Origin of the sequence: Agrobacterium sp. T29 (assembly GCF_006970545.1) — a bacterium.
GTDB classification, from domain to species: Bacteria; Pseudomonadota; Alphaproteobacteria; order Rhizobiales; family Rhizobiaceae; genus Agrobacterium; species Agrobacterium leguminum.
This window is the reverse complement of the sequence record NZ_CP040640.1, coordinates 2,958,272-2,979,664: the sequence shown is the minus strand read 5'-3', so window position 1 is coordinate 2,979,664 and position 21,393 is coordinate 2,958,272. Positions and strand designations below refer to the sequence as shown.

The following is a 21,393-nucleotide window of genomic DNA, read 5'->3' as shown; positions in this document are numbered from 1 at the left end:
ATGCATTATATATGCCGCAGAATAACCCGCAGGAGAAACGACCATCGACGTCGCGAGCGAAAAGCAGCGAATACGCGCGCGTAAACTGACGGACTTCGTTCGTCAGGAAGCGCTTTCGCTCGGCTTCGATCTGTGTCGCATCACCGCGCCGGACAGCATTCCGCTCGCACCCGAACGGCTGAGACAGTTTCTCGACAATGGCTATCACGGTACGATGGCGTGGATGGAGGAAACCGAGGCCCGCCGGGCAGAGCCGAAAACGCTCTGGGGAGACGTGCGCTCCATCGTCATGTTCGGGCTGAACTACGGCCCCGAGGAAGACCCACGCGACCTGCTTTCCAAACCCGACAAGGCGGCCATTTCGGTCTATGCCCGCAATCGCGATTATCACGACATCATCAAGGGGCGGCTGAAGGAAATCGCTACCCGTTTTGCCGCGCGCGCCGGCGAGGATGTGAAAGTCTTTGTCGATACCGCACCGGTAATGGAAAAACCGCTTGCCGCCGCCGCCGGTCTCGGCTGGCAGGGCAAGCATACCAACCTTGTCAGCCGCACCCATGGTTCGTGGCTGTTTCTCGGTAGCATGTTCACCACGGCCGAACTCTGTCTTGACGAGGCTGAAAGGGACCATTGCGGCTCCTGCCGCGCCTGTCTCGATGCCTGTCCGACGGCCGCTTTCCCCGCGCCCTATCAATTGGATGCGCGCCGCTGCATCTCCTATCTCACCATCGAGCACAAGGGGCCGATCCCGCACGAATTCCGGCCGATGATCGGCAATCGCATCTATGGCTGCGACGACTGTCTTGCCGCCTGTCCGTGGAACAAGTTTGCAGCGAGCGCCTCCGAGATGAAATTGCAGGCGCGCGAGGATCTGAAGGAACCCTCCATCGCCTTCCTGCTCACGCTCGATGACGCAGCCTTTCGCGGTTTCTTCAGCGGCTCACCCGTCAAGCGCATCGGCCGCAATCGCTTCATCCGCAATGTGCTGATCGCGGCGGGCAACTCGGCCGACCGGCAATTCGTGGAACGATGCAAGGCGCTTGCCGAAACCGACCCTTCGCCCGAAGTACGCGGCATGGCCGCGTGGGCTTTGTCGCGACTTATGGACAGGGACGAATTCCGTACATACTCTGCCGGTCGCGCGCCGGAGCCTGATCCGGAGGCGGAAATGGAATGGCAACTGGCAGAGGCGTGACGTATGCATGTGATGATTTTTGGCGCGGGATATTCTGGGAAAGCCATCGCTAACGCGCTGAGAACCGAAGCAGCAAGCGTTTCCGGAACCACACGAAGCCAGGACAAGTTCCCAAACCTCGTCGCCGCACGCATGACGCCCCTCCTCTTTGACGGCGTTCAGTTCAATGACGCGCTCGTCACCGCAATGGGCAATATCACGCATCTCGTACAATCCGTCGCGCCGGGCAAGGGTGGCGATCCGCTGCTTGCGCTTCTGGGCGGCGATCTGAAAAAGCTCATGCCCAATCTGAAATGGGTCGCTTATCTTTCCACCGTCGGCGTTTATGGCGACCATGGCGGCGCCTGGGTGGACGAGACAACGCCCTGCCGCCCGGTCTCCGCGCGATCCGTGGAACGGGTGGCTGCGGAAACCGCCTGGACTGCGGCAGCGGAAAAGGCGGCTGTGCCGCTTTCCATCCTGCGCCTTTCCGGAATCTACGGCCCCGGGCGCAATGCTTTCATGAATTTCGAGAAGGGAACGGCGCGGCGGCTGGTGAAGAAGGACCAGGTGTTCAATCGCATCCGGGTCGAGGATATCGGCGCCGCAATTGCCTTTCTGGTACGGAAAAACGAACGCGGCATCTTCAACGTGACCGACGACGAACCCTGCCCGCCGCAGGATGTGGTGAGCTTCGCAGCAGCGCTGATGGGGGTGGAACCGCCACCCGAGCAGGCCTTCGAGACCGCCGATCTGACGCCGATGGCGCGCTCTTTTTATGGCGAGAACAAGCGCGTTTCCAATGCCAGAATACGCGATCTCGGCTTCGATTTCCGCTTTCCGGAGTACAGGTTCTCCCTCAGACAATTGTGGGAAAACGGCCTCTGGCGAGGCTGAAAAATCCCCCCCTGAAAAGCGATGAAAAATCCTTCCAATCCCGCTTTTGCGGATGGTTTTCGTCTTATTTCAGCCAATTAGGATTTTATTAACCATCCAAAAATCACTAAAATCGTAGTCATTAGAAAAATATTTCACTCACATTTCGTGAACTGGATTCACGAAGCCGTGACCTGCAACAGCATTTCCGTTATCCATTGATTCTGCGTTATTTTTTCCAGCTTTTGGCCGGGATGCCCTGCCGACAGCTTTCCGGCTAACGATCACGAATATTACAGACTGTAACAGTTCGTGATTTGAGGTCAGCTTTTTTTCGCCATTTTTCCCTCGCCCTACAATCTCGCATCAAAAGGCGTTCAGGCCAGTTCATGGCCGTTTAGCAAGGGCACAATCAATCGGCGCGGGGCCGATTTTCAGGGAAGCACAGTTTGTTGAATATCCGTCGTATAACTTTCACCGCTGCAACTATCGCCGCCTGTTCCATCATTGCGCCTCTTCAGGCGAATGCGGCAAATGGTTGTGGAGGCGCATCGTGGTATGCGTTGACCTCCAAGACTGCTTCGGGCGAGCGCATGAACGCCGCCAACCTGACCGCCGCCCACCGCTCGCTGCGGTTCGGCACCAAGGTCAAGGTGACCAATGCGCGCAATGGCAAGGCCGTTGTGGTGCGCATCAATGACCGTGGGCCGTTCATCAAGGGCCGCGTTCTCGATCTTTCCAAGGCAGCCGCCAAGAACATCGGCATGATCAACTCCGGCACCGCCAAGGTCTGCTACGAGGTCGTCAAGGCCGATTGAGCCTTGCCCTCGCCGCCATTCGCGTCTACCAACCGGGCTTAGCACAAGAACGAGGTAGACAATGCGTTTAGGCGGGCGTTTGGCCGGAGCAATCGAAGTGTTGGCGGATATTGAGGGACGCAGGCGTCCCGTCGCCGATGCTCTGAAAGATTGGGGCCTTGCCCATCGTTTCGCCGGTTCCGGCGACAGGGCTGCAATCGGCAACATCGTCTATGACGCGTTGCGCATGAAACTGTCGCACGCCTGGCTGATGGATGACGACAGCGCTGCCTCGCTTGGTTATGCCGTGCTGCTGCGCCAATGGGGCAAGAGCTTTTCGGACCTTTCGGCGGAATTCGACGGCGACAAATTCGCCCCCGCCGCACCGGATGAACAAAGGCAGCAGGCCTTTCTGTCCCGCTCCCTCAACGATGCACCGACCCATATTCAGGGCGACATACCCGAATGGGTGCAATCCTCCTTCGAAACCGCCTTCGGAGAGCGCTGGCTCGCCGAGGCGCAGGCGCTGAACGAGCGGCCCACGCTCGATCTGCGCGCCAACACCTTGAAAGCGACGCGCGACAAGGTGCTGAAGGCTTTGGAGGAAAGCGGCGCGGAAGCCACGCATATCGCCCGACAGGGCGTGCGCATTCCCGCCGGCGAAGGCCCTTCCCGCCTGCCGAACGTCACTGCCGAACTGTCCTTCCAGAAGGGCTGGTTCGAAGTGCAGGACGAGGGCTCCCAGATTGTTGCCGATCTTGCCGGCGCGCATGAAGGCGAGCAGATCCTCGATTATTGCGCGGGCGGCGGCGGCAAGACGCTGGCCATGGCGGCCAGCATGAACAATAAGGGCCAGGTCCACGCCTTCGACGCCGACCGCAAGCGCCTTGCGCCGATCATCGAACGGCTGAAGCGGGCCGGCACGCGCAATGTGCAGGTACACGACCGCGCTTCCGGCCTGACGCCGTTCCAGGAAAAATTCGATCGCGTTCTGGTGGACGCGCCCTGCACCGGCACCGGGACATGGCGCCGCCGGCCCGACACCAAATGGCGGCTGACGGCCCGCAATCTGGAAGAGCGCGTGCAGCAGCAGGGCGAGGCGCTCTCACAGGCCAAGGGGTTCGTACGCCCGGGCGGAGAGCTGCTTTATGTCACCTGTTCGGTTTTGCCCGAAGAAAACGAACAGCAGGTAAGACGTTTCTGCGCGGAAAATCCGGAATTTTCCATCGGCTCCGCACTGGAACGCTGGCAGACGACTTTCGGCGGCAACGCGAATAAACCGCATTCTTCCGACGGCAAGACAGTGACGCTGACGCCTGCAACCACAGATACGGATGGCTTCTTCTTCTGCTTGATGAAACGCAAAGCATAACACCGTCTTTGCAAGCACTGATTTTACTTGGAAAACAACACCAGGTCTTGTTTCAAAGCATTCTAAACTAGAATGTTTGACACAAGTTTGTGATTGGGTCAGAACTCGCTTGCCGCGGCGCGAAGTCATTTCACGCCTGCCGAAGGAGAGGGATCATGATCCGCAAAACCATTCTCAGCGCTTCTTTTGCGCTTCTTGCCGCATCTGCGGCTTTCACCGCGCTTCCCGCCCGGGCCGCTACCGACGCGGCCGCCGTCGTCAAGCATTATGCCGATGTCGCGCATGCGAAATATGAGGATTCGCTGACCACGGCGAAGGCGCTGGACAAGGCCATCGATGCGCTGATCGCAACGCCGAGCGAAGAAACCCTGAAGGCCGCCCGGGAAGCATGGATCAAGGCCCGCGTTCCCTATCAGCAGTCGGAAGTCTATCGTTTCGGCAACCCGATCGTCGACGATTGGGAAGGCAAGGTGAATGCCTGGCCGCTGGATGAAGGCCTGATCGACTATGTCGACGGTTCTTATGGCACGGAAAGCGACGAGAACGAGCTTTACGTTGCCAACATCATCGCCAATCCGAAGATCAAGATCAGCGGTGAAGAGGTCGACGCCTCCAAGATCACCCCCGAGCTGATCGAAAGTCTGCACGAGGCGGGCGATGTCGAAGCCAATGTGACGACCGGTTACCACGCCATCGAATTCCTGCTCTGGGGTCAGGACTTGAACGGCACCGGACCGGGCGCAGGCAACCGCCCCTACACCGATTACGACAAGGCGAAATGCACGAACGGCAATTGCGACCGCCGCGCCGATTACCTGAAATCCGCCTCGACCCTGCTGGTCAAGGATCTTCAGGAGATGGTGGATGCCTGGGCGCCGGAAGGCGAAGCCACGAAAACGGTGGAAGCCGATCCGAAAGCGGGCCTGACCGCCATTCTCACCGGCATGGGTTCGCTCTCCTATGGCGAGCTGGCGGGTGAGCGCATGAAGCTCGGCCTTCTGCTGCACGATCCGGAAGAGGAACATGATTGCTTCTCCGACAACACCTACAATTCGCATCTTTACGACGCGATCGGCATCGCCTCGGCCTATACCGGCGACTATACCCGCGTGGACGGAACGAAGATGACGGGCGCCTCGCTGTCGGAACTGGTCGGCGCCAAGGACAAGGCGCTGAACGACGAGCTGCTGGCGAAGCTGAACAAGACGCTCGACGCCATGCATGCCATGGAAAAGCGCGCGCAGACCGTCGAGGCCTATGACCAGATGATCGGCGAAGGCAACAAGGAAGGCAACGCCGTGGTTCAGACGGCCATCGACGGCCTTCTCGACCAGACGAAGACTGTCGAACGCGTCATCGCGGCGCTCGATCTCGGCAAGATCGAGCTTGAAGGCTCCGACAGCCTCGACAATCCGAACGCCGTCTTCAAATAAGCGGTAAAGCGGGCCGCAGATCGCTGCGGCCCGTTACTTTTCACCCGCCCTTGTTGTCATGCAATTTTTGCTGCCGCCGATCCGCAAGCCATTCTTCTTCGCCGGGGCAGCCTGCCTTGTGGCGTCGATGGCGCTTGCCGAACCGCTGCGCAACGACCTGACGGAGAAAGATCGAAGCCGTGTGCTGGCGGTGACCGCGCCAACGGCGGATTTTACCGGGCCGGAACCTTTCGAGGCCATGGCCGGCGGAGCGACGACCAGCGCCAGCAAGGCCGACAGCGGCGCGTTCTCGCATCCTTCCGCCACCATGCCGCTCGAACGGAAGCAGGATTTCAAGCTCGGCAATGCGCTGTTCCAGAAGCTCTGGGTCTCCTCTCCGTCCTCCACACAGGCCTCGGACGGGCTCGGGCCGCTGTTTAACGCTCGATCCTGCCAGACCTGCCATATGAAGGATGGCAGGGGTCGACCGCCTCTTGACGGAGAAGACGCCGTCTCGCTGTTTCTGCGGCTGGCGCGACCGGCACGCAATGAAGCCGAACGACAGGCCATTGCCAGCCACCAGACCTTAAATTTTCCCGATGAGACCTATGGCCGGCAGCTTCAGAACCTGGCCATTCCCGGCCTCGCCGCCGAAGGCAAGCCGGTCATCACCTATACGGAAGAGCCGGTTCAGCTGGCGGATGGTGAGGTGGTGATGCTGCGAAAGCCCGGCTATGCCGTGGCGAACCTGCAATATGGTCCGCTTGGCGCCGACACGACGCTTTCGGCGCGCATCGCCATGCCCACCCTCGGGCTCGGCCTGATCGAGGCCATTGCCGAGGCCGATATTCTGGCCAAGGCCGACCCGGACGACAATGATGGCGACGGCATTGCCGGGCGTCCCGCATGGGTCAAAGACCATCGCACCGGCGAGGTGAAACTCGGGCGGTTTGGCTGGAAAGCGCAGAATGCGAGCGTGCGAGACCAGAGCGCCAGCGCCTTCTCCCACGATATAGGCATTTCCACACCGGATGCGCCGAATGCCTATGGCGACTGCACGGACGTCCAGAAGGACTGTCTTGCCATGCCGACCGGTGTGCAGCTAAGGCTCGGGCCGGTGGAGGCGCCCGATCCGGTTCTCGACCTCGTGACCTTCTACACTGAAAATCTCGCCGTGCCGCGCCGCCGCAATGTCGATGATCCGACGGTTCTGCAGGGAAAGCAGCTTTTCTACGCCTCCGGCTGTACGGCCTGCCACACCCCGAAATTCGTCACCCGCCGCGACGCCGCCAACCCCATGCATTCTTTCCAGTTGATCTGGCCCTATTCCGATTTTCTGCTGCATGACATGGGCGAAGGACTTGCAGATGGCCAGCAGGTGGGCGAAGCCAGCGGACGGCAGTGGCGAACCCAGCCGCTCTGGGGCATAGGCCTGACGCAAAAGGTCAATGGCAACGGTTTTTACCTGCATGACGGGCGGGCGCGCAGCCTGACGGAAGCGATATTGTGGCACGGCGGCGAAGGGCAAAAAGCGCGCGACGCCTTTGCCGCCTTGCAAAAATCCGACCGGCAGGCTTTGCTGGCCTTTCTGGAGTCCCTTTGATGAAAAATGCCATGCGAAAAATTTCTGGCGTCATGTCCGTGCTGCTGCTTCTGACCACGCCGCCGGCAAGGGCGCAGGATGTGGAGCTGATGCCGCCGCCGCCGCTAGACCCGGTTAAGGTGCAGGGCGTGATGGAAAAGGCGGTGAACGGCTTCATCCGTCCCGGCTATGACCGCTTCCGGCAGTCGGCGGAGACGCTGGAAGGCCGCATGAAAGCTTTCTGCACCGCTCCCTCCGAAACGACCGCAGCGGCGGCCAAGGCGGCCTTTGTCGATACGGTGTCAAGCTGGTCGACCATCGAGATCGTGCGTGTCGGTCCTGTCATCGAGAAGAACCGTTTCGAACGCGTGCTTTATTATCCCGACAAGAAGGGTCTCGGGCTGAAACAGGTGCAGCGTTATCTCACCGAAAAGGATGAAAGCGTCACGAGTGCGGATGGCCTGAGCGGCAAGAGCGTTGCGGCGCAGGGGCTCGGCGCTCTTGAGTTCGTGCTTTACGGAACCGGAGCGGAAGAGTTGCTCGACAGGAAGGGTGATTTCCGCTGCCGTTACGGTGCGGCCATCGCCGGTAATATCGCCAATGTGGCGACGGAACTTTCCGACAGCTGGAATGCGCCTGACGGCGCGCAGAAAAACTGGACCCAGCCCGGAGCGGACAACCCCGTCTTTCGCGACGAGCGCGAGGCGCTGGTCGCCCTGCTCGGCATTCTCGTCCATGGCTCCGAAGCCATTCGCGACCAGCGGATCGAAACCTTCTATAAGGGACCGGACAAGGCAAGATTTCCCCGCACCGCCATTTATTGGCGCTCCGGCCTGACATGGCAGAGCATTTCCACCAATATCAAGGCGGTTCAGACCCTGCTGCACACGGCGGATATGGTCGAACTCGTACCGCCCGATCAACGCTCCATCGTCAACTCCATCGATTTCATCGCCAAATCGATGATCCGCGTTGCCGGGACCATCGATACGGATGTGCAAAAGGCGCTGGATCAGGACGATCAGCGTGCCAAGGTGGATTATCTGCTGCTCAATGGCAAAGACCTGATCTACCGCTTGAACGATCAATATGGCGGCGCCATCGGCCTCAGCTCCGGCTTTTCCTTCGCCGATGGGGACTGAGCCGATGATCTCCGGCACCAAACGGATGCTGATAGATCGGCGCAGCTTCATCAAAGCGGCGGGAGTTCCCTTCCTCGCCGCGCTGGCTCCCCGTTCACTTTATGCGCTGGAGCGGACAGACGCGGTCTTTGCCTCCGCCTTCCGCGCCCGTGACGGGTCCTACGGCATTGCGACGGTGAGCGAGCGCGGCGAGATCATCGACCGCGTGGCGCTTCCTGCCCGCGCCCATGGAATGGCGACGAGCCATGCGACCGGCATGACCGTGGCCTTTGCGCGCCGGCCCGGCACCTTCTTCATGGCCTTCGACCCCGCGCGGCGCGGCGAACCGATCGTGATGCACACACCGGAAAACCGCCACTTCTACGGCCACGGGCAATTCTCCCCTGACGGCGCAATCCTCTATGCCAGCGAAAACGACTTCGACGGCAATCGCGGCGTTATCGGGCTTTATGACACCCGCAACGGCTTTGCCCGCATCGGCGAATATGATGCGCATGGCATCGGCACGCATGACATGACGGTGAGCGATGACGGCCGGCTGATCGTGATCGCCAATGGCGGCATCGAAACCCATCCGGATTTCGGCCGAACCAAACTCAATATCGACAATATGCAGCCGTCCCTCGTGCTTCTGGACGCCTCGACCGGGCAAGTGATCCAGAAACACGCCATGCCGGCGCATCTGCGGCAGCTTTCCACCCGCCATGTCGATCTCGGCGATGACGGGCGTATCTGGTTCGCCTGCCAATATGAGGGACCGCGCAACGATCTCCCGCCGCTTGTCGGCCATTTCTCCAGGGGCGAGGCTCTCACCTTCGTCGATTTGCCGGAAGAAACGACGGTGCGCCTTGCCAATTATGTCGGGGCTATTGCCGTCAACCGGCGCGATGGGCTGGTGGGCCTGACCTCGCCCAACGGCAACGCCGCCGTGACGCTGGATGCGAAAACCGGGCGCGTCGTTTCCGAGACGACCGTGCGGGAAGCGGCAGGCGTCGCGCCCGCCGCGAGAGGCATTGCGGTTTCTTCCTATGACGGATTTTTCGAGACCCGGCGCAGCGACGTGGCGTGGGACCAGCACATCGTGCGTCTGTCCAGCTAAAATACTGAAAAGAAAGGGGAACAAAAGCCCGGCCGGCGCATTGGACGGATCATGAGAAACCTTGCCGTCTATGTCGTTTTTGTGGTTGCTGTTGTTGCCGTGGGGGCGCTGATCGGCGTCAACAATGTGCCCGGCGCATGGTATCAATCGCTGCAGAAGCCTTTCTTCAATCCGCCCAACTGGATTTTCGGGCCTGTCTGGACCGCGCTTTACGTGCTGATCGGCATTGCCGGCGCACGGACATGGATCCGCAAGCCGATGGGAACGCGCATGCGGCTCTGGTTCACGCAGATGGTGCTGAACTTCCTGTGGTCTCCGATTTTTTTCGGAATGCAGAGCCCGGCAGGTGCACTCATCATTATTATTCCAATGCTGATCTGCATCGTCGCCTTTGTGGCGCTCGCCTACCGTCGTGACCGCATATCCATGTGGCTTTTCTTGCCCTATGCCGTGTGGGTCGCCTTTGCCACGGTGTTGAATGCAAGCATCGGCATGTTGAACTAAATCCCCGCACCGCCCTTGCCTTGCCTGCCGCCACGCGCCATGTCAGTTTGCGATGAGGCAGAAGCAGGCAGGTAGGCCATGGAGATCACGGATCCCGGCGATTTTCGTCAGCGGATAGAAAGAAGCTTTGCGCGGCAGGGCGTGGTGCAGGCGATTAACGCCGAGATCAGCCGTATCGAACACCGGCTGGTGGAAATCGAACTCCCTTTTCATGAAAAGCTGACGCAGCAGCACGGCATATTGCATGCCGGCGTCATCGCCGCCGGTCTGGACACCGCCTGCACCTATGCCGCCTATACGATCATCGAGCCGGAAGCCTCGCTGCTGACCATCGAGTTCAAGGTTAATCTCATGTCGCCCGGGCGCGGCGAGCGGTTCCTCTTTCGCGGCGAGATCATCAAGCCAGGGAACAACCTGATCGTCGCCGATGGCCGCGCCTATGCGCTGTCCGACGGACCGGCGAAGCTGATCGCCTCCATGACGGGCACGATGATGGTGGTGAAGGGTCGCGAGGATATTACCGGATGAGCTACCGGCTTTTGCATGTCGCGGATAAATCCGTCCTCTTCGTCATGGCGGCTTCCCCCGAATACGGTCCCCATCTTCAGGCACGCATTGCGCCGCTGATGACCGGTATCGGCCCGGTCGAGGCGGCGATTGCCGTCACGGCCGTCCTTGCCGGTCTCGATGCGGCCGATCACCTGCCCGACCTCGTCGTTTCGCTCGGTTCCGCCGGTTCGCGAACGCTGGAGCAAACCGGCATCTATCAGGCGATTTCGGTTTCCTATCGCGACATGGACGCCTCCGCCTTCGGTTTCGAAAAGGGCTGCACCCCGCTGCTCGATCTGCCTGCCGAAGTGGCCTTGCCTTTGCGGATACCCGAAATTGCCGAGGCGCGGCTTTCCACGGGCGCCAATGTCGTTTCGGGTGAGGCCTACGGGCTGATCGACGCCGATATGGTGGAAATGGAAACCTTTGCGGTATTAAGGGCCTGCCAGCGCTTCGGCGTACCGCTCGTCAGTCTGCGCGGCATTTCCGATGGCAAGGTGGATGTGAACCATGTGGACGACTGGACGGAGTACCTGCACATCATCGATGAAAAGCTGGCGGATGCCGTCTATCGGCTTTGCCGCGCCATAGAGGACGGCGTGATTGCCCTTTGAAACCTCGCGATTTTCGCAAATTTCCGCTGTTTGACGCCCGCTCCCGGGTTGCCTAAAGCCGCCATTTTCTTTAAAGGCTCGCCATGACCCAGATAGCCCATCCCGACAGCATTCTCATCATCGATTTCGGCAGCCAGGTGACGCAGCTGATTGCGCGCCGCGTCCGCGAAGCCGGGGTCTATTGCGAAATCCATCCGTTCCAGAATGCCGCAGAGGCATTCGAGAAGCTTCAGCCCAAGGGCGTGATCTTCTCCGGCGGCCCCGCATCCGTGACGGCGGAAGGAAGCCCGCGCGCACCGCAGGCGGTGTTCGACAGCAAGGTTCCGATCCTCGGCATTTGCTATGGCCAGCAAACGCTCTGCACGCAGCTCGGCGGTGTGGTCGAGGGTGGCCATGCGGCGGAATTCGGCCGCGCCGATATCGACATCAAGAAGGCAAGTCCGCTTTTCGAAGGCTTCTGGGAACAGGGCAAGAGCTATCCCGTCTGGATGAGCCATGGCGACCGCGTGACGAAGCTGCCGGAAGGTTTCGAGGTCATCGCAACCTCCGAGAACGCACCTTTCGCCATCGCCGCGGACGAGAAGCGCCACTACTACTCCACCATGTTCCACCCGGAAGTGGTGCATACGCCTGACGGCGGCAAGCTGCTCTCCAACTTCGTGCACAAGATCGTCGGGCTCAAATCCGATTGGACGATGGCGGCCTATCGCGCCGAAATGATCCGCAAGATCCGCGAGCAGGTCGGCACCGGCCGCGTGCTCTGCGCGCTTTCCGGCGGCGTCGATTCCTCGGTTGCGGCCATCCTCATTCATGAGGCGATCGGCGACCAGCTCACCTGCGTTTACGTCGACCACGGCCTGATGCGGCTTGGCGAAAGCGAGCAGGTCGTCGGCATGTTCCGCGACCACTACAATATTCCGCTGGTGCATGTGGATGCCGCCGACCTGTTCCTCGGCGAACTGTCGGGCGTTTCCGATCCGGAAGTGAAGCGCAAGACCATCGGCCGCCTGTTCATCGAGGTCTTTGAGGCCGAAGCGGCCAAGATCGCCGCCGATGGCAAGGGCGCACCGAATTTCCTGGCGCAGGGCACGCTTTACCCTGACGTCATCGAAAGCGTCTCCTTCTCCGGCGGCCCCTCGGTCACCATCAAGAGCCACCACAATGTCGGCGGCCTTCCCGAGCGGATGAACATGCAGCTCGTCGAGCCGCTGCGCGAGCTCTTCAAGGATGAAGTGCGCGCGCTCGGCCGTGAACTCGGCCTGCCGGACAGCTTCATCGGCCGCCACCCCTTCCCCGGCCCGGGCCTGGCAATCCGCTGCCCCGGTGCGATTACCCGTGAGAAGCTGGATATTCTGCGCAAGGCGGATGCGATTTATCTCGATGAAATCCGCAAGGCCGGTCTCTACGACACCATCTGGCAGGCTTTCGCCGTGCTGCTGCCGGTGCAGACCGTGGGCGTCATGGGCGATTACCGCACCTATGACTTCGTCTGCGCGCTTCGCGCCGTGACCTCGGTGGATGGCATGACGGCGGATTTCTATCCCTACGACATGAATTTCCTTGGCCGCGCGGCAACCCGCATCATTAACGAAGTACGCGGCATCAATCGCGTCGTCTATGACGTGACGAGCAAGCCGCCCGGCACGATCGAGTGGGAATGATTTTAGCCTACCAAACGCCGGTCTGAGCCGCCGCGCCCCGTGGGGCCTGGCGGCTCCGATCACTGTTTATACCTGACACTATCCGGGGTCTTTCCTGTCCAAGTTCGAAAGGCACGATAGAAGGAATTCGGCTCATCGAAGCCGAGCAGGAAAGAGATTTCCGCCACAGGCAGGGTTGTCTTTCTGAGGTAGTGGTGCGCAAGCGCTTCGCGCGTCTCTGCCAGGAGTTGCTGATAACTGGCGCCTTCGGATTCGATGCGCCGTTGTAGGGTCCGCTTGCTCATCACGAGTTTTTCGGCGATCGCCTCGATGGAAATACGGCCGCTCGGGATTCCCTCGAGAAGGGCCGCACGAACACGTTGCGACGTCGTGACCTCTCTATCGAGTTCGGCGAGCTGCTGACGTAAATGCGGCTCGAAGGTTGCCCACATTTGCGCATTTGAGGTGAGGAAGGGGCGGATCGCATCGGCCGCGCCGAAGACGATCCGGTGGCGCGCTCCCTGTGTCAGGCTGACCCCTAGAAATGCTCCATAGGGGGCTATCGGCGAAGGCAGGGCGGTCGTCGTTACCGCGACTGGCATCAACGCCTCGCGCGTCGCCATGCGGGCGAGCGCCACGAAAAAGAGCAATTCCAGCAGGATCAGGGAATCGGGCGGCTGGGCCGCACAGGTCCATGAGAGTTCCAGGGTCATCCTATCATGCTCCTCCGACACTTCGAGGCGCATTGGCGCGATCAACCGCTTGTATTGAGCGACGCGACGGACGGCTGTTACGAGGTTCGGGCTGCACAAAGCGGCGAAAAGCGGCGGCGAAAAAGCTTCGCTGCGGATCGCTTCGCACACCCGCAGCGGGAAAAGTTCATCACCCGCTTCCGCCTCCATACCGTTCCAGAGGCGGTGGAAATGATCCGGCAGGAGGCGAACCGAGGGGTGTTGCAGAAGATCGCCCGACAGGCCGGCGCGCCGCAGGACGTTGGCCGCGGAGATACCGAGGTCCTTGAGGACCATCCGCCATGTCGTCGTGTCGAGTGCGTAGGTGTGCGATGGGGCCATTCTGGTTTCTCGCGCGTGACGACTTAAGCCATTCACTTGCAGCGCATGTTTCATGGAGAAGAACACTGCCCGCAGCTTTCAGCAATGCCGACTGGACGTTTTATGTATCTATTGCACGATGCGAAGGGTGCGACATACTGGAAGCAGATTATCGGCAAATGCGTTCGCCCGTGCAACAAGCTCGGTTACATTCTCTTCGTCAGTTTCGAGCGCTCTTCCCTCCTTCAACAATTTCTGTCCCTGGGGAGCGAGCACTGACCAGGCATAGTAGGCCCATTGGTCCGGCTGCTCTTTACTGTCGCCTATCGCCAGAAGAAAAAGCTGTTCGAACCTGTCCAGCCGGACACCTCCGCCGGTCACCGGAGAGGCGAGAAATTGTAGCGTTTCGCTGTCTTTCGCGCTCTTGCAAACAGCAGCGTTGAACGCGCCGCAGCTTTTCTCGCGCCTCGCCTGTCCTTCATCCCGCAAGCATGGCTGGAGGTATCCCGCGCCGACGAGCGCGCTCAGCGTATCCGTAACCTGCCCCCAGGAGAGAGAACGGCCAACGATATTATCAGTCAAAATTTCCCGCATAGCGACGGGACCGCCAGACAGAACATTCAGCAGCGGCTCGTAAATCGCCTCTTGGAGCTGCTGATTTGAGAAACGCCTTTTCAGGGCTGCGGCAACGACGTCGCGCGGTCTGGAAAGCGCAAACCGGGAATCGATCCAACCGCCCGCCGAACTTCGAACCGAATGGGGGATCGCGCCCTTTACGAACAGATCCCGACGAAACTGCTCATTCGTCACGAAGGCTTTCAACGTCTCGCGCTGTATCGGATCCGCCTCTGCCCCCAATAAAGCCTGGTGCTCGGAGCTGAGCAACTGGCTCTCCACCGCATCGAGCAAATCGACCGATCCGAGGAATGAGAGCTTCGCGGCAGACAATTCCCTGACGACGTCAGAAAAATACATGGGATGCCAGTCCTCGTTGAAATATTCGTGCGCGAGGTAGTTGCGCGACATTGGCTGCATCTGACCAAAATGCGTTTTCACTGAGGTATTGCTTTTGAAATATCCCGCATCCGATTTGAGAAGCGTGTCCGCGAACGCGAGAGCTTCCTCGATGCGCGGCAACAGTGGTCCCGAACGCCGATTTGCCCGATCGATAAGAATGCGCCGCAAAGGCAGGGCGGACGCCCAGCCAGGTAGCGTGTTGTAGCTGATGAAGACCAGACCGCCGGGCTTCAGCTTGCGGGAGATGAAGTCGATGATCTCGCCGCGGTTCCTCGCCGATATCCAGCTATAGACCCCGTGGAGGGCGATGATATCGAATCCATCGGGAAGCGAGGGTTCGTCGGCAAAATCTGCAAAAGCATGCTCGTAAAAATGGACATTGGCAAGTGCGGCGTCACCGGCCAGCCATCTTGCGCCGGCAATGTGGGCGGGATTGAAATCATTGGCATAAAATTCGATATCAGGGTTGGCGGCGGCAAGAAGATTGGTCGAAAAGCCCTGGCCGCAGCCAAGCTCGCAATAGTTTAGTAGCCGGCCTTCCAGGGCAAATTTCTGTCCCCTGCAAAGAGCCGCAAAACCCAGCAAAGCAGGCGTCAACTCCCGGTAAAAATCGAACGTGTAGTCCAGACCGTCTACATAGCCTTGCGTCCAATTCGTCAAAATACACCTGCTTTGCGACGGGTTATAATCTGGGCCGATCAATTCAAAACATCGGCGGGCAGCCTGCCGCTTTGTTCCCAAACTGGATCGGAGTTCACGCTCAACGCGCCTGGCAGGGGCGCTCCCTATAAAGGGCCTTGATGCGATGGGTTTGGGACGGCTTGTAACCAAGGCCCGATTCCGCCTCCATTCCGTTCCAGACGCGTTGATATTTATCGGGCAGGAGGCACACGAGGGGAGTCGCAGAAGATCGCCCGATAGGTCCGCCCGCCGCAGACGCGACGACTTAAGCCATCCCGACTTGCTCCTTCAGAGCAGCAAAAAACTCTGCGTCGTTTGACGCATAGCGCGCGGCGAGGAACTGGTTCGCATCGGCGCCAGCGATATAGCGGAGCCGGTCGCTCTTATCCGTTGCCGCTTCGTAAACGATTTCGGCAATCGCCTCCGGCGACGAGGTTTGCTCCTTCATCGAACTCACAAGATCCCACATGCCCTGAATAAGGGGCTGATATTCAACGAGTGCCGGATCGTTGTTGTGTTCGAAGGACCGACCGGAAAAATCCGTGTTGATCATGCCGGGCTCGACGATTTTCACACGGATGCCGAGGGGCGCAAGCTCATATTGCAGCGCTTCGGAAAAGCCTTCCACCGCGAATTTGGTGCCGTGATAGAGCGTGCCGGTCGGAAAGGCGATCCGCCCACCCATCGATGAGATGTTGACGATGGTGCCGCCGCGGTTTTTCCGAAAATGCGGCAAAAGGGCCTTGGTCGTTGCCATGAGGCCAAGGACGTTCACGTCATACTGGCGGCGCATGCTCTCAAAGGGCGTTGCCTCGAGAGGACCGTAAGCGCCGTAGCCCGCATTGTTGACAAGGGCGTCGATGCGCCCGAACCTTGCCAGACCGGCTACCAGCGCAGCGGTGATCGACGTCAAATCCTGAACGTCGAGGCGGGTGACGAGGGTGTTTGCAAGCTTCGTCAGTTCTGTTTCGGACTCGGGGTCGCGCATCGTCGCGATGACGTTCCATCCCTTCGCCTGAAAGAGCTTGGCCGTGGCACGACCGAGGCCGCTCGAAGTTCCGGTAATGAGGATCGTTCCAGTCATCTTGTGCTTCCCAATTTCGTGACAAGCGTCACTCTATGTGACTGGGTTTTGGGTGGCAGTATCGAAGCGCGCCAATATACAATCGGATCACGCCAACCGTTCCATGATCTTGGCAGGGTAGGCAGCCCTTGCCCAATCCGCCGTGGCTGCAGCAACACCACTGGGGTCGGACACAGACTTGGGATATAACGCCGCGACTAGTTCGCGGCGTTTCTGTTTTGCCGTACGAGATAGATGATCTGGGCGGTCAGGCCGACCACAAGGATCGCCAGCAACCCTGCCTGAGCGCCGAGAAGCAGCGGCGATTTCAGGTCCGTAACCAGAGGGTGACCGTCTGGAACACGGCGCAGGATTTCGCTGACCGTCGGGACCATCAAAAGAAACGCACTGATGCTGAGACAGATGGTTTCAATATATCTGGCCGTGCGCGTTGAACCCAGAACGCCTTCGATGCCGTAACCTGCGAGCAGGAACAGGATGGTCAGGACGCCAACGCCGTAACTGATCGGCTGATGCGCCACGAGGAAGACCGTCGCAGCGCCGATCAGCATGGAGACAAGATAGAGGGTGCCTAGCGCTGATCGGGGAACGATTCGACCGTGGCGGGCAAACATGTAAATGGCGGCGGGAATGGCCGGCAGGCTTCCAAGCGTATGGATCCAGCCGAGCGGAGAAATTCCGAACATGAGAGATTGCCTTTCTCGTCCAAACGGACGTGGTGGTCCGGGAAGCAGACTGTCATTGACAAATCTGCCAGCTTGATACGGTCTATTTTCTCGGTGGCGTGCCGCTCAGGTCATGCATCGAGCTCCCTCGCGAAACTGCGAGCTTAAGCGGTCATGCGCTCCAGCATGGGACGGGTTATTGCGCCAAAAGTCGTCGCATCACCGTGAGCACGGGCGGAAAGCATCGCGCCGTGCACGGTGGCCACGAAGATTTCAGCGTTCGCTCTGGCGGTCCCGCTCAGCGCGAGGCGCCCCTGGGCAACGCCACGTTCCAGAACGGCGGTGAGCCAGTCGGAGAGATTTCGAAAATGCGCGCGCACTTCAAGAGCGACCGTTTCAGGAAGAACCGGAATTTCACTGGCGAGCAGAGCGCAGACGCAGAAGGGATGAGTGGCCTCGGCGATACAGCCCTCCCAATAGCCGATATAGGCGCGGAGCTGTTCGAGCGGATCGGAAATGTTTCGCTCCAGTTCGGCGATACCGGCTTCGGCCTCCTGCCTGTATTGAGCGACAAGTTTTTGGACCAGATCGGACTTGCCGGGAAAGTGATGGTGAATGCTCGCATTGCGAATGCCGACCACGGCGGAAATGTCGGCATAGCTGAAACTGTTGTAGCCGCCCTTTATGATCAGGGAGCGTGCGCAACGGAGGATTTCATCGGCCTTGGTCTGTGGATTTTTCATGAGAACTACCTACCAACTAGTAGGTAGAATGTCAATGCCAGGCGGTTTAGCCTATGAACGCTTACAAGAGCGTGCCGGAGACCGAGTGCGCGTGGCGGATGTGGCGGGCCTATTCCAAGGCCGATGGCAGCTGATCCGCGCCCCGAACCGAGGCCGCATCGTCCGGGTCCAGAAGCTTGTGTCATGCGGTTGACGAGCCACGAAGCCGCTTGCACGTTTGACTTTGTGCCCCTTTTCGCCAGTATTTCGACTGTCCTTCGCAGAGCACCGTCGGTCCGGCACGGCTTTAGCCAGTGCCATGCAGTCCGTTAGGACAGGCTACGTGCGCCTGCAAAGGACAATGGGAGGAGCCCATCGATGACACACGATGTCGATCCGAAGCCAATGTCACGCGCCGCCGCGATCCTCTACGCCATTATTGCACCGCTCAGCCTGATGGCCCTGATCTTTCTGCCTGCGGGCCGGATCGGCTGGTGTCCGGGCTGGGTTTTCCTCGCGGTCGTCGTCGCGGCCTTTGGCCTTTCCGCGCTGGTATTGGCGCGTGTGAATCCGGTCATTTTCCGCGCGCGCAGCCGGTTCCAGCCCGGCACCAAGACATGGGACCTATTCCTCGTCACCGGTATCCTTCTCGCTTTTGCCGCTGAAATCCCGGTTGCGGCACTCGACGCCGGCCGGATGGGGTGGTCCGTCGTGCCGCTTTGGACCGTTCTGCTCGGGTATATCCTGCTTGCCGGCAGCATTGGGGTTACGGCGTGGGCCCAGGCCGTCAATCCGTTCTTCGAGCCGGGTGTCCGCATCCAAAGCGAGCGCGGACAGCGGGTGATCACGTCAGGCCCATACGGTATCGTGCGCCACCCCGGTTACACGGCCGCAATCGCCATGTTCACCGGCATACCGCTCGCATTGGGTTCCTTGGTGGCTCTGCTCCCCGCCGCTTTGGCCATCGCCCTGCTGATCCTGCGCACCGGCTGGGAAGATCGTCTGCTCCAGGCCGAATTGCCCGGTTATGCTGATTATGCCCGTGAAAGGCGCTATCGGCTATTTCCCGGCATCTGGTAAGCGCCACAAGACAATTGTTCTCTTTTTGTTCTTTAAATTATTGCCGTTAGTGATAATATCCCGGCCCGGGCAAAGGCCGTGGAGCATCGCTATGGGTTTCGGGTTGGCAGATGAAGGAGGTTTAAGGCAGCTTTTCTTCGAAGGATGGGAGCCGGAGAAAATACGGCGTTTCAATCCGCGATTTAGCAGCAAGCTCTTGATCACGGTGAAACCGCCGGCAGCCCTGGCGGAACGAATTTTTGCCGATGCGTCGCGCCATGCCGCAGGGCGGACGAAGCGTGAGGCCTATCCGCCGGAGCTTCTGCATATAACCCTGCTCTGTATCGGAGGTTTCGAGACCGTGCCTCACGGGCTGGTAGAAAGGCTGAAGGCAGCGCTGGGGGAGATCAAGGCGCGGCCCGTGCCGATCACATTCGATGGAACATCGCTTTTCGGCAATCGCAACAGTCTGGCGCTACGCAGCAGCCGCGAGATGCAGGAACTTAAGGCTCTGGCGAAAATGGTGCAGCGCGCCCTGCGGCGGGCAAACCTGCCCTATGTCGCCGCATCGTCGTTTACGCCACATCTCACCGTGATCTACGGCTGCGGGAAAATTGAGCTGATGCCGACTGATAAGCCCTATAGCTGGCTTGCGGGGAGCTTCGAACTCGTTTTCAGCCACAATGGCGAAACACGGCATGAGTTGCTCGGGCGCTTCGCACTCTCGCCGAAAGCGGAGCGTTATGAACGGCCTGAAAGCCAGCTACATTTGCCGGAAAAAGTGATCGGACCTTCGAAACGGCCGACACAAAGGGCGTCGGTGCGATAACATGCACCTGAAGCGGCATAGCGCTCTGATACCGACAATTTTTCCGCATTCTCCATTGAGAACTATACGGAACCTTGCTGTGCGAATCCGACGCTTTTCGCGCCAGTTGCACATCCGCCGCGCCAGCCGAAAACCGATCCGGTTATCAATCCTGAGCGCAAGCGAGGCGCTATCGCCTCGCAACGGATGATGACCAGCTTAGAGCTGTACCTTGTCGAAAGCCTTACCGTCGATGCCGAGGGCTTCGAGATCGGCGCGGGCGGGCTTGCGATGTGCGCGAACAGCGGCCGAAACCGAGAGCGCTGCACCGAGAACGGCGAAAGTTTCACCGAAGAAGTTACGCGATGTCTTTGCAACCTGACGCATTTTTCTCTCCATCTTTGATGCCCAGATAATGGGCATTTCCGGCCCGTTCTACAACTCATGATGCAGCAGGGAAGCCATGCAGCTTTGCTCGCGCTCGTTTGGATATCAGCCATTGCGATTTTGCATGGCTTAAGCACCATGACCGGGTATATGCGCAGGGCACTTCAGCAGGCGGGTTGAATAAGACGGATATTTTGTTATGCCGGAAGTGCTTTTAGAGACGAAGGGGCAGAAGGCATGACGGTCACGATTTACGGCATCAAAAACTGCGACACGATGAAGAAGGCCAGAAGCTGGTTGGAAGCCAACGGTGTCGACTATTCTTTCCATGACTATAAGGCGGCCGGCATCGACCGTGCCCATCTGGAAACATGGTGCGATGCCGCGGGCTGGGAAACGGTTCTCAACCGGGCCGGCACGACCTTCAAAAAACTCGACGACGGCCAGAAGACCGATCTCACCCGTGAAAAGGCCATCGGGCTGATGCTGGAGCAGCCCTCCATGATCAAGCGTCCCGTGCTGGAAGCGAAGGACAGGATAACCGTCGGTTTCAAGCCTGAAACCTACCAGACCCTTTTTGCGTGAACGCAGCCCGCCATGTCCAAAACAACCCGTGCCACCCAGATGCTGACCAAGGCCGGTGTTGCCTTCACCACCGTCACCTATGACTACGACCCGAATGCCGACCGCATCGGCCTGCAGGCGGCCGAGGCGATCGGTGAGCCACCGCATCTGGTGCTGAAAACGCTGATGGCGGAGCTGGATGGCAAACCGGTCTGCGTCGTCGTCCCTTCGGATCGCGAGGTCAGCATGAAAAAGCTGGCCGCCGCCTTCGGTGGCAAATCCGCCAGCATGATGAAGCCTGCCGATGCGGAACGAGCCACCGGTTACCATGTCGGCGGCATCAGCCCTTTCGGGCAGAAGAAACAGGTCCCGACGGCCATCGAGGCCGGGGCCATGGCGCATGATTATGTCTACATGAATGGCGGACAGCGTGGCTTGCAGGTGAGGCTTTCGCCCCGCGATGCCCAAAGCGCACTGAAGGCGATTGCCGCGCCGCTGGTCGCCGATTGAAGCGCAGGAGGCGCGCCTGAAAGCATTTGGCTTTCGGAAGGAATGGGCTATGGTCGGCGCCTCCTATTGAAATAGACGAAGGC

At 59.6% G+C, this 21,393-nt stretch carries 22 protein-coding genes; 16 read left to right on the top strand and 6 right to left on the bottom strand.

All coding sequences use genetic code 11. From position 1 onward, the window contains the following. Nucleotides 1–43: 43 nt before the first annotated feature. The 12 genes from queG (at nucleotide 44) to guaA (ending at nucleotide 12,782) form a co-directional block, all read left to right on the top strand. Complete coding sequence (queG, locus tag FGF54_RS14845) at nucleotides 44–1,195, top strand: tRNA epoxyqueuosine(34) reductase QueG (RefSeq protein WP_125145207.1); 1,152 nt, start codon at nucleotides 44–46, stop codon at nucleotides 1,193–1,195. Nucleotides 1,196–1,198: 3 nt separating this feature from the next. Then, the gene (locus FGF54_RS14840; protein WP_142780068.1) at nucleotides 1,199–2,071 is read left to right on the top strand and encodes an SDR family oxidoreductase; all 873 of its coding nucleotides are present in this window, start codon (nucleotides 1,199–1,201) and stop codon (nucleotides 2,069–2,071) included. Between the two features lie 428 nt (nucleotides 2,072–2,499). Further along, complete coding sequence (locus FGF54_RS14835; RefSeq protein WP_059759243.1) at nucleotides 2,500–2,868, top strand: septal ring lytic transglycosylase RlpA family protein; 369 nt, start codon at nucleotides 2,500–2,502, stop codon at nucleotides 2,866–2,868. A 61-nt stretch (nucleotides 2,869–2,929) separates the two neighbouring features. Beyond that, entirely contained in the window at nucleotides 2,930–4,219 is a 1,290-nt protein-coding gene (locus FGF54_RS14830; protein WP_142780067.1) for an RsmB/NOP family class I SAM-dependent RNA methyltransferase, read from the top strand. Nucleotides 4,220–4,374: 155 nt separating this feature from the next. After that, nucleotides 4,375–5,652 (top strand): imelysin family protein, encoded by a 1,278-nt coding sequence (locus tag FGF54_RS14825; protein ID WP_142780066.1) that lies wholly within the window; start codon nucleotides 4,375–4,377, stop codon nucleotides 5,650–5,652. Between the two features lie 58 nt (nucleotides 5,653–5,710). Further along, a complete protein-coding gene (locus tag FGF54_RS14820; protein WP_142780065.1) occupies nucleotides 5,711–7,234 on the top strand; it encodes a di-heme oxidoredictase family protein in 1,524 nt (507 codons plus the stop codon). Continuing rightward, nucleotides 7,234–8,355: an imelysin family protein gene (locus FGF54_RS14815; RefSeq protein ID WP_142780064.1), complete on the top strand. Its 1,122-nt coding sequence runs from the start codon at nucleotides 7,234–7,236 to the stop codon at nucleotides 8,353–8,355. Before FGF54_RS14820 ends, FGF54_RS14815 begins: the two co-directional genes overlap by 1 nt. Before the next feature lie 4 nt (nucleotides 8,356–8,359). Continuing rightward, nucleotides 8,360–9,454 carry a DUF1513 domain-containing protein gene (locus tag FGF54_RS14810; RefSeq protein ID WP_142780063.1) on the top strand — a complete coding sequence of 365 codons (1,095 nt, stop codon included), beginning with the start codon at nucleotides 8,360–8,362 and terminating at the stop codon, nucleotides 9,452–9,454. 51 nt (nucleotides 9,455–9,505) lie between these two features. Further along, nucleotides 9,506–9,958: a TspO/MBR family protein gene (locus FGF54_RS14805; protein WP_142780062.1), complete on the top strand. Its 453-nt coding sequence runs from the start codon at nucleotides 9,506–9,508 to the stop codon at nucleotides 9,956–9,958. 78 nt (nucleotides 9,959–10,036) lie between these two features. After that, nucleotides 10,037–10,486, top strand: a complete 450-nt coding sequence (locus tag FGF54_RS14800) for a PaaI family thioesterase (RefSeq protein WP_003520131.1) — start codon at nucleotides 10,037–10,039, stop codon at nucleotides 10,484–10,486. Continuing rightward, nucleotides 10,483–11,121 (top strand): 5'-methylthioadenosine/S-adenosylhomocysteine nucleosidase, encoded by a 639-nt coding sequence (locus FGF54_RS14795; RefSeq protein ID WP_142780061.1) that lies wholly within the window; start codon nucleotides 10,483–10,485, stop codon nucleotides 11,119–11,121. Before FGF54_RS14800 ends, FGF54_RS14795 begins: the two co-directional genes overlap by 4 nt. 83 nt (nucleotides 11,122–11,204) lie before the next feature. Further along, nucleotides 11,205–12,782, top strand: a complete 1,578-nt coding sequence (gene guaA, locus FGF54_RS14790; protein ID WP_142780060.1) for a glutamine-hydrolyzing GMP synthase — start codon at nucleotides 11,205–11,207, stop codon at nucleotides 12,780–12,782. A gap of 59 nt (nucleotides 12,783–12,841) precedes the next feature. Here the strand turns inward: guaA and FGF54_RS14785 are convergent, their stop codons facing one another. The 5 genes from FGF54_RS14785 to FGF54_RS14765 all read right to left on the bottom strand — a co-directional run bounded on the left by FGF54_RS14785 (nucleotide 12,842) and on the right by FGF54_RS14765 (nucleotide 18,003). Then, nucleotides 12,842–13,888, bottom strand: a complete 1,047-nt coding sequence (locus FGF54_RS14785; RefSeq protein ID WP_246666949.1) for an AraC family transcriptional regulator — start codon at nucleotides 13,886–13,888, stop codon at nucleotides 12,842–12,844. Nucleotides 13,889–13,942: 54 nt separating this feature from the next. After that, on the bottom strand, nucleotides 13,943–15,490 hold the full coding sequence (locus tag FGF54_RS14780) for a methyltransferase regulatory domain-containing protein (RefSeq protein WP_142780059.1): 1,548 nt from the start codon (nucleotides 15,488–15,490) through the stop codon (nucleotides 13,943–13,945). Between the two features lie 286 nt (nucleotides 15,491–15,776). After that, complete coding sequence (locus tag FGF54_RS14775; protein WP_142780058.1) at nucleotides 15,777–16,595, bottom strand: SDR family oxidoreductase; 819 nt, start codon at nucleotides 16,593–16,595, stop codon at nucleotides 15,777–15,779. Nucleotides 16,596–16,792: 197 nt separating this feature from the next. Next, on the bottom strand, nucleotides 16,793–17,281 hold the full coding sequence (locus FGF54_RS14770) for a hypothetical protein (protein ID WP_142780057.1): 489 nt from the start codon (nucleotides 17,279–17,281) through the stop codon (nucleotides 16,793–16,795). 143 nt (nucleotides 17,282–17,424) lie between these two features. Then, nucleotides 17,425–18,003 (bottom strand): TetR/AcrR family transcriptional regulator, encoded by a 579-nt coding sequence (locus tag FGF54_RS14765; RefSeq protein WP_142780056.1) that lies wholly within the window; start codon nucleotides 18,001–18,003, stop codon nucleotides 17,425–17,427. Nucleotides 18,004–18,360: 357 nt separating this feature from the next. Here FGF54_RS14765 and FGF54_RS14760 point away from each other — a divergent pair, with 357 nt between their 5' ends. Then, nucleotides 18,361–19,062, top strand: coding sequence for an isoprenylcysteine carboxylmethyltransferase family protein (locus tag FGF54_RS14760; protein WP_210247423.1), 702 nt, complete (start codon nucleotides 18,361–18,363; stop codon nucleotides 19,060–19,062). Between the two features lie 91 nt (nucleotides 19,063–19,153). Continuing rightward, complete coding sequence (locus tag FGF54_RS14755) at nucleotides 19,154–19,870, top strand: 2'-5' RNA ligase family protein (protein WP_142780259.1); 717 nt, start codon at nucleotides 19,154–19,156, stop codon at nucleotides 19,868–19,870. 198 nt (nucleotides 19,871–20,068) lie between these two features. Here the strand turns inward: FGF54_RS14755 and FGF54_RS27235 are convergent, their stop codons facing one another. Then, nucleotides 20,069–20,236, bottom strand: coding sequence for a hypothetical protein (locus FGF54_RS27235; RefSeq protein WP_003503889.1), 168 nt, complete (start codon nucleotides 20,234–20,236; stop codon nucleotides 20,069–20,071). A 237-nt stretch (nucleotides 20,237–20,473) separates the two neighbouring features. Here FGF54_RS27235 and FGF54_RS14745 point away from each other — a divergent pair, with 237 nt between their 5' ends. Beyond that, the gene (locus FGF54_RS14745) at nucleotides 20,474–20,821 is read left to right on the top strand and encodes an ArsC family reductase (protein ID WP_142780055.1); all 348 of its coding nucleotides are present in this window, start codon (nucleotides 20,474–20,476) and stop codon (nucleotides 20,819–20,821) included. 12 nt (nucleotides 20,822–20,833) lie between these two features. Then, entirely contained in the window at nucleotides 20,834–21,310 is a 477-nt protein-coding gene (gene ybaK, locus FGF54_RS14740; RefSeq protein ID WP_020812408.1) for a Cys-tRNA(Pro) deacylase, read from the top strand. The last annotated feature ends 83 nt before the right edge of the window (nucleotides 21,311–21,393 follow it).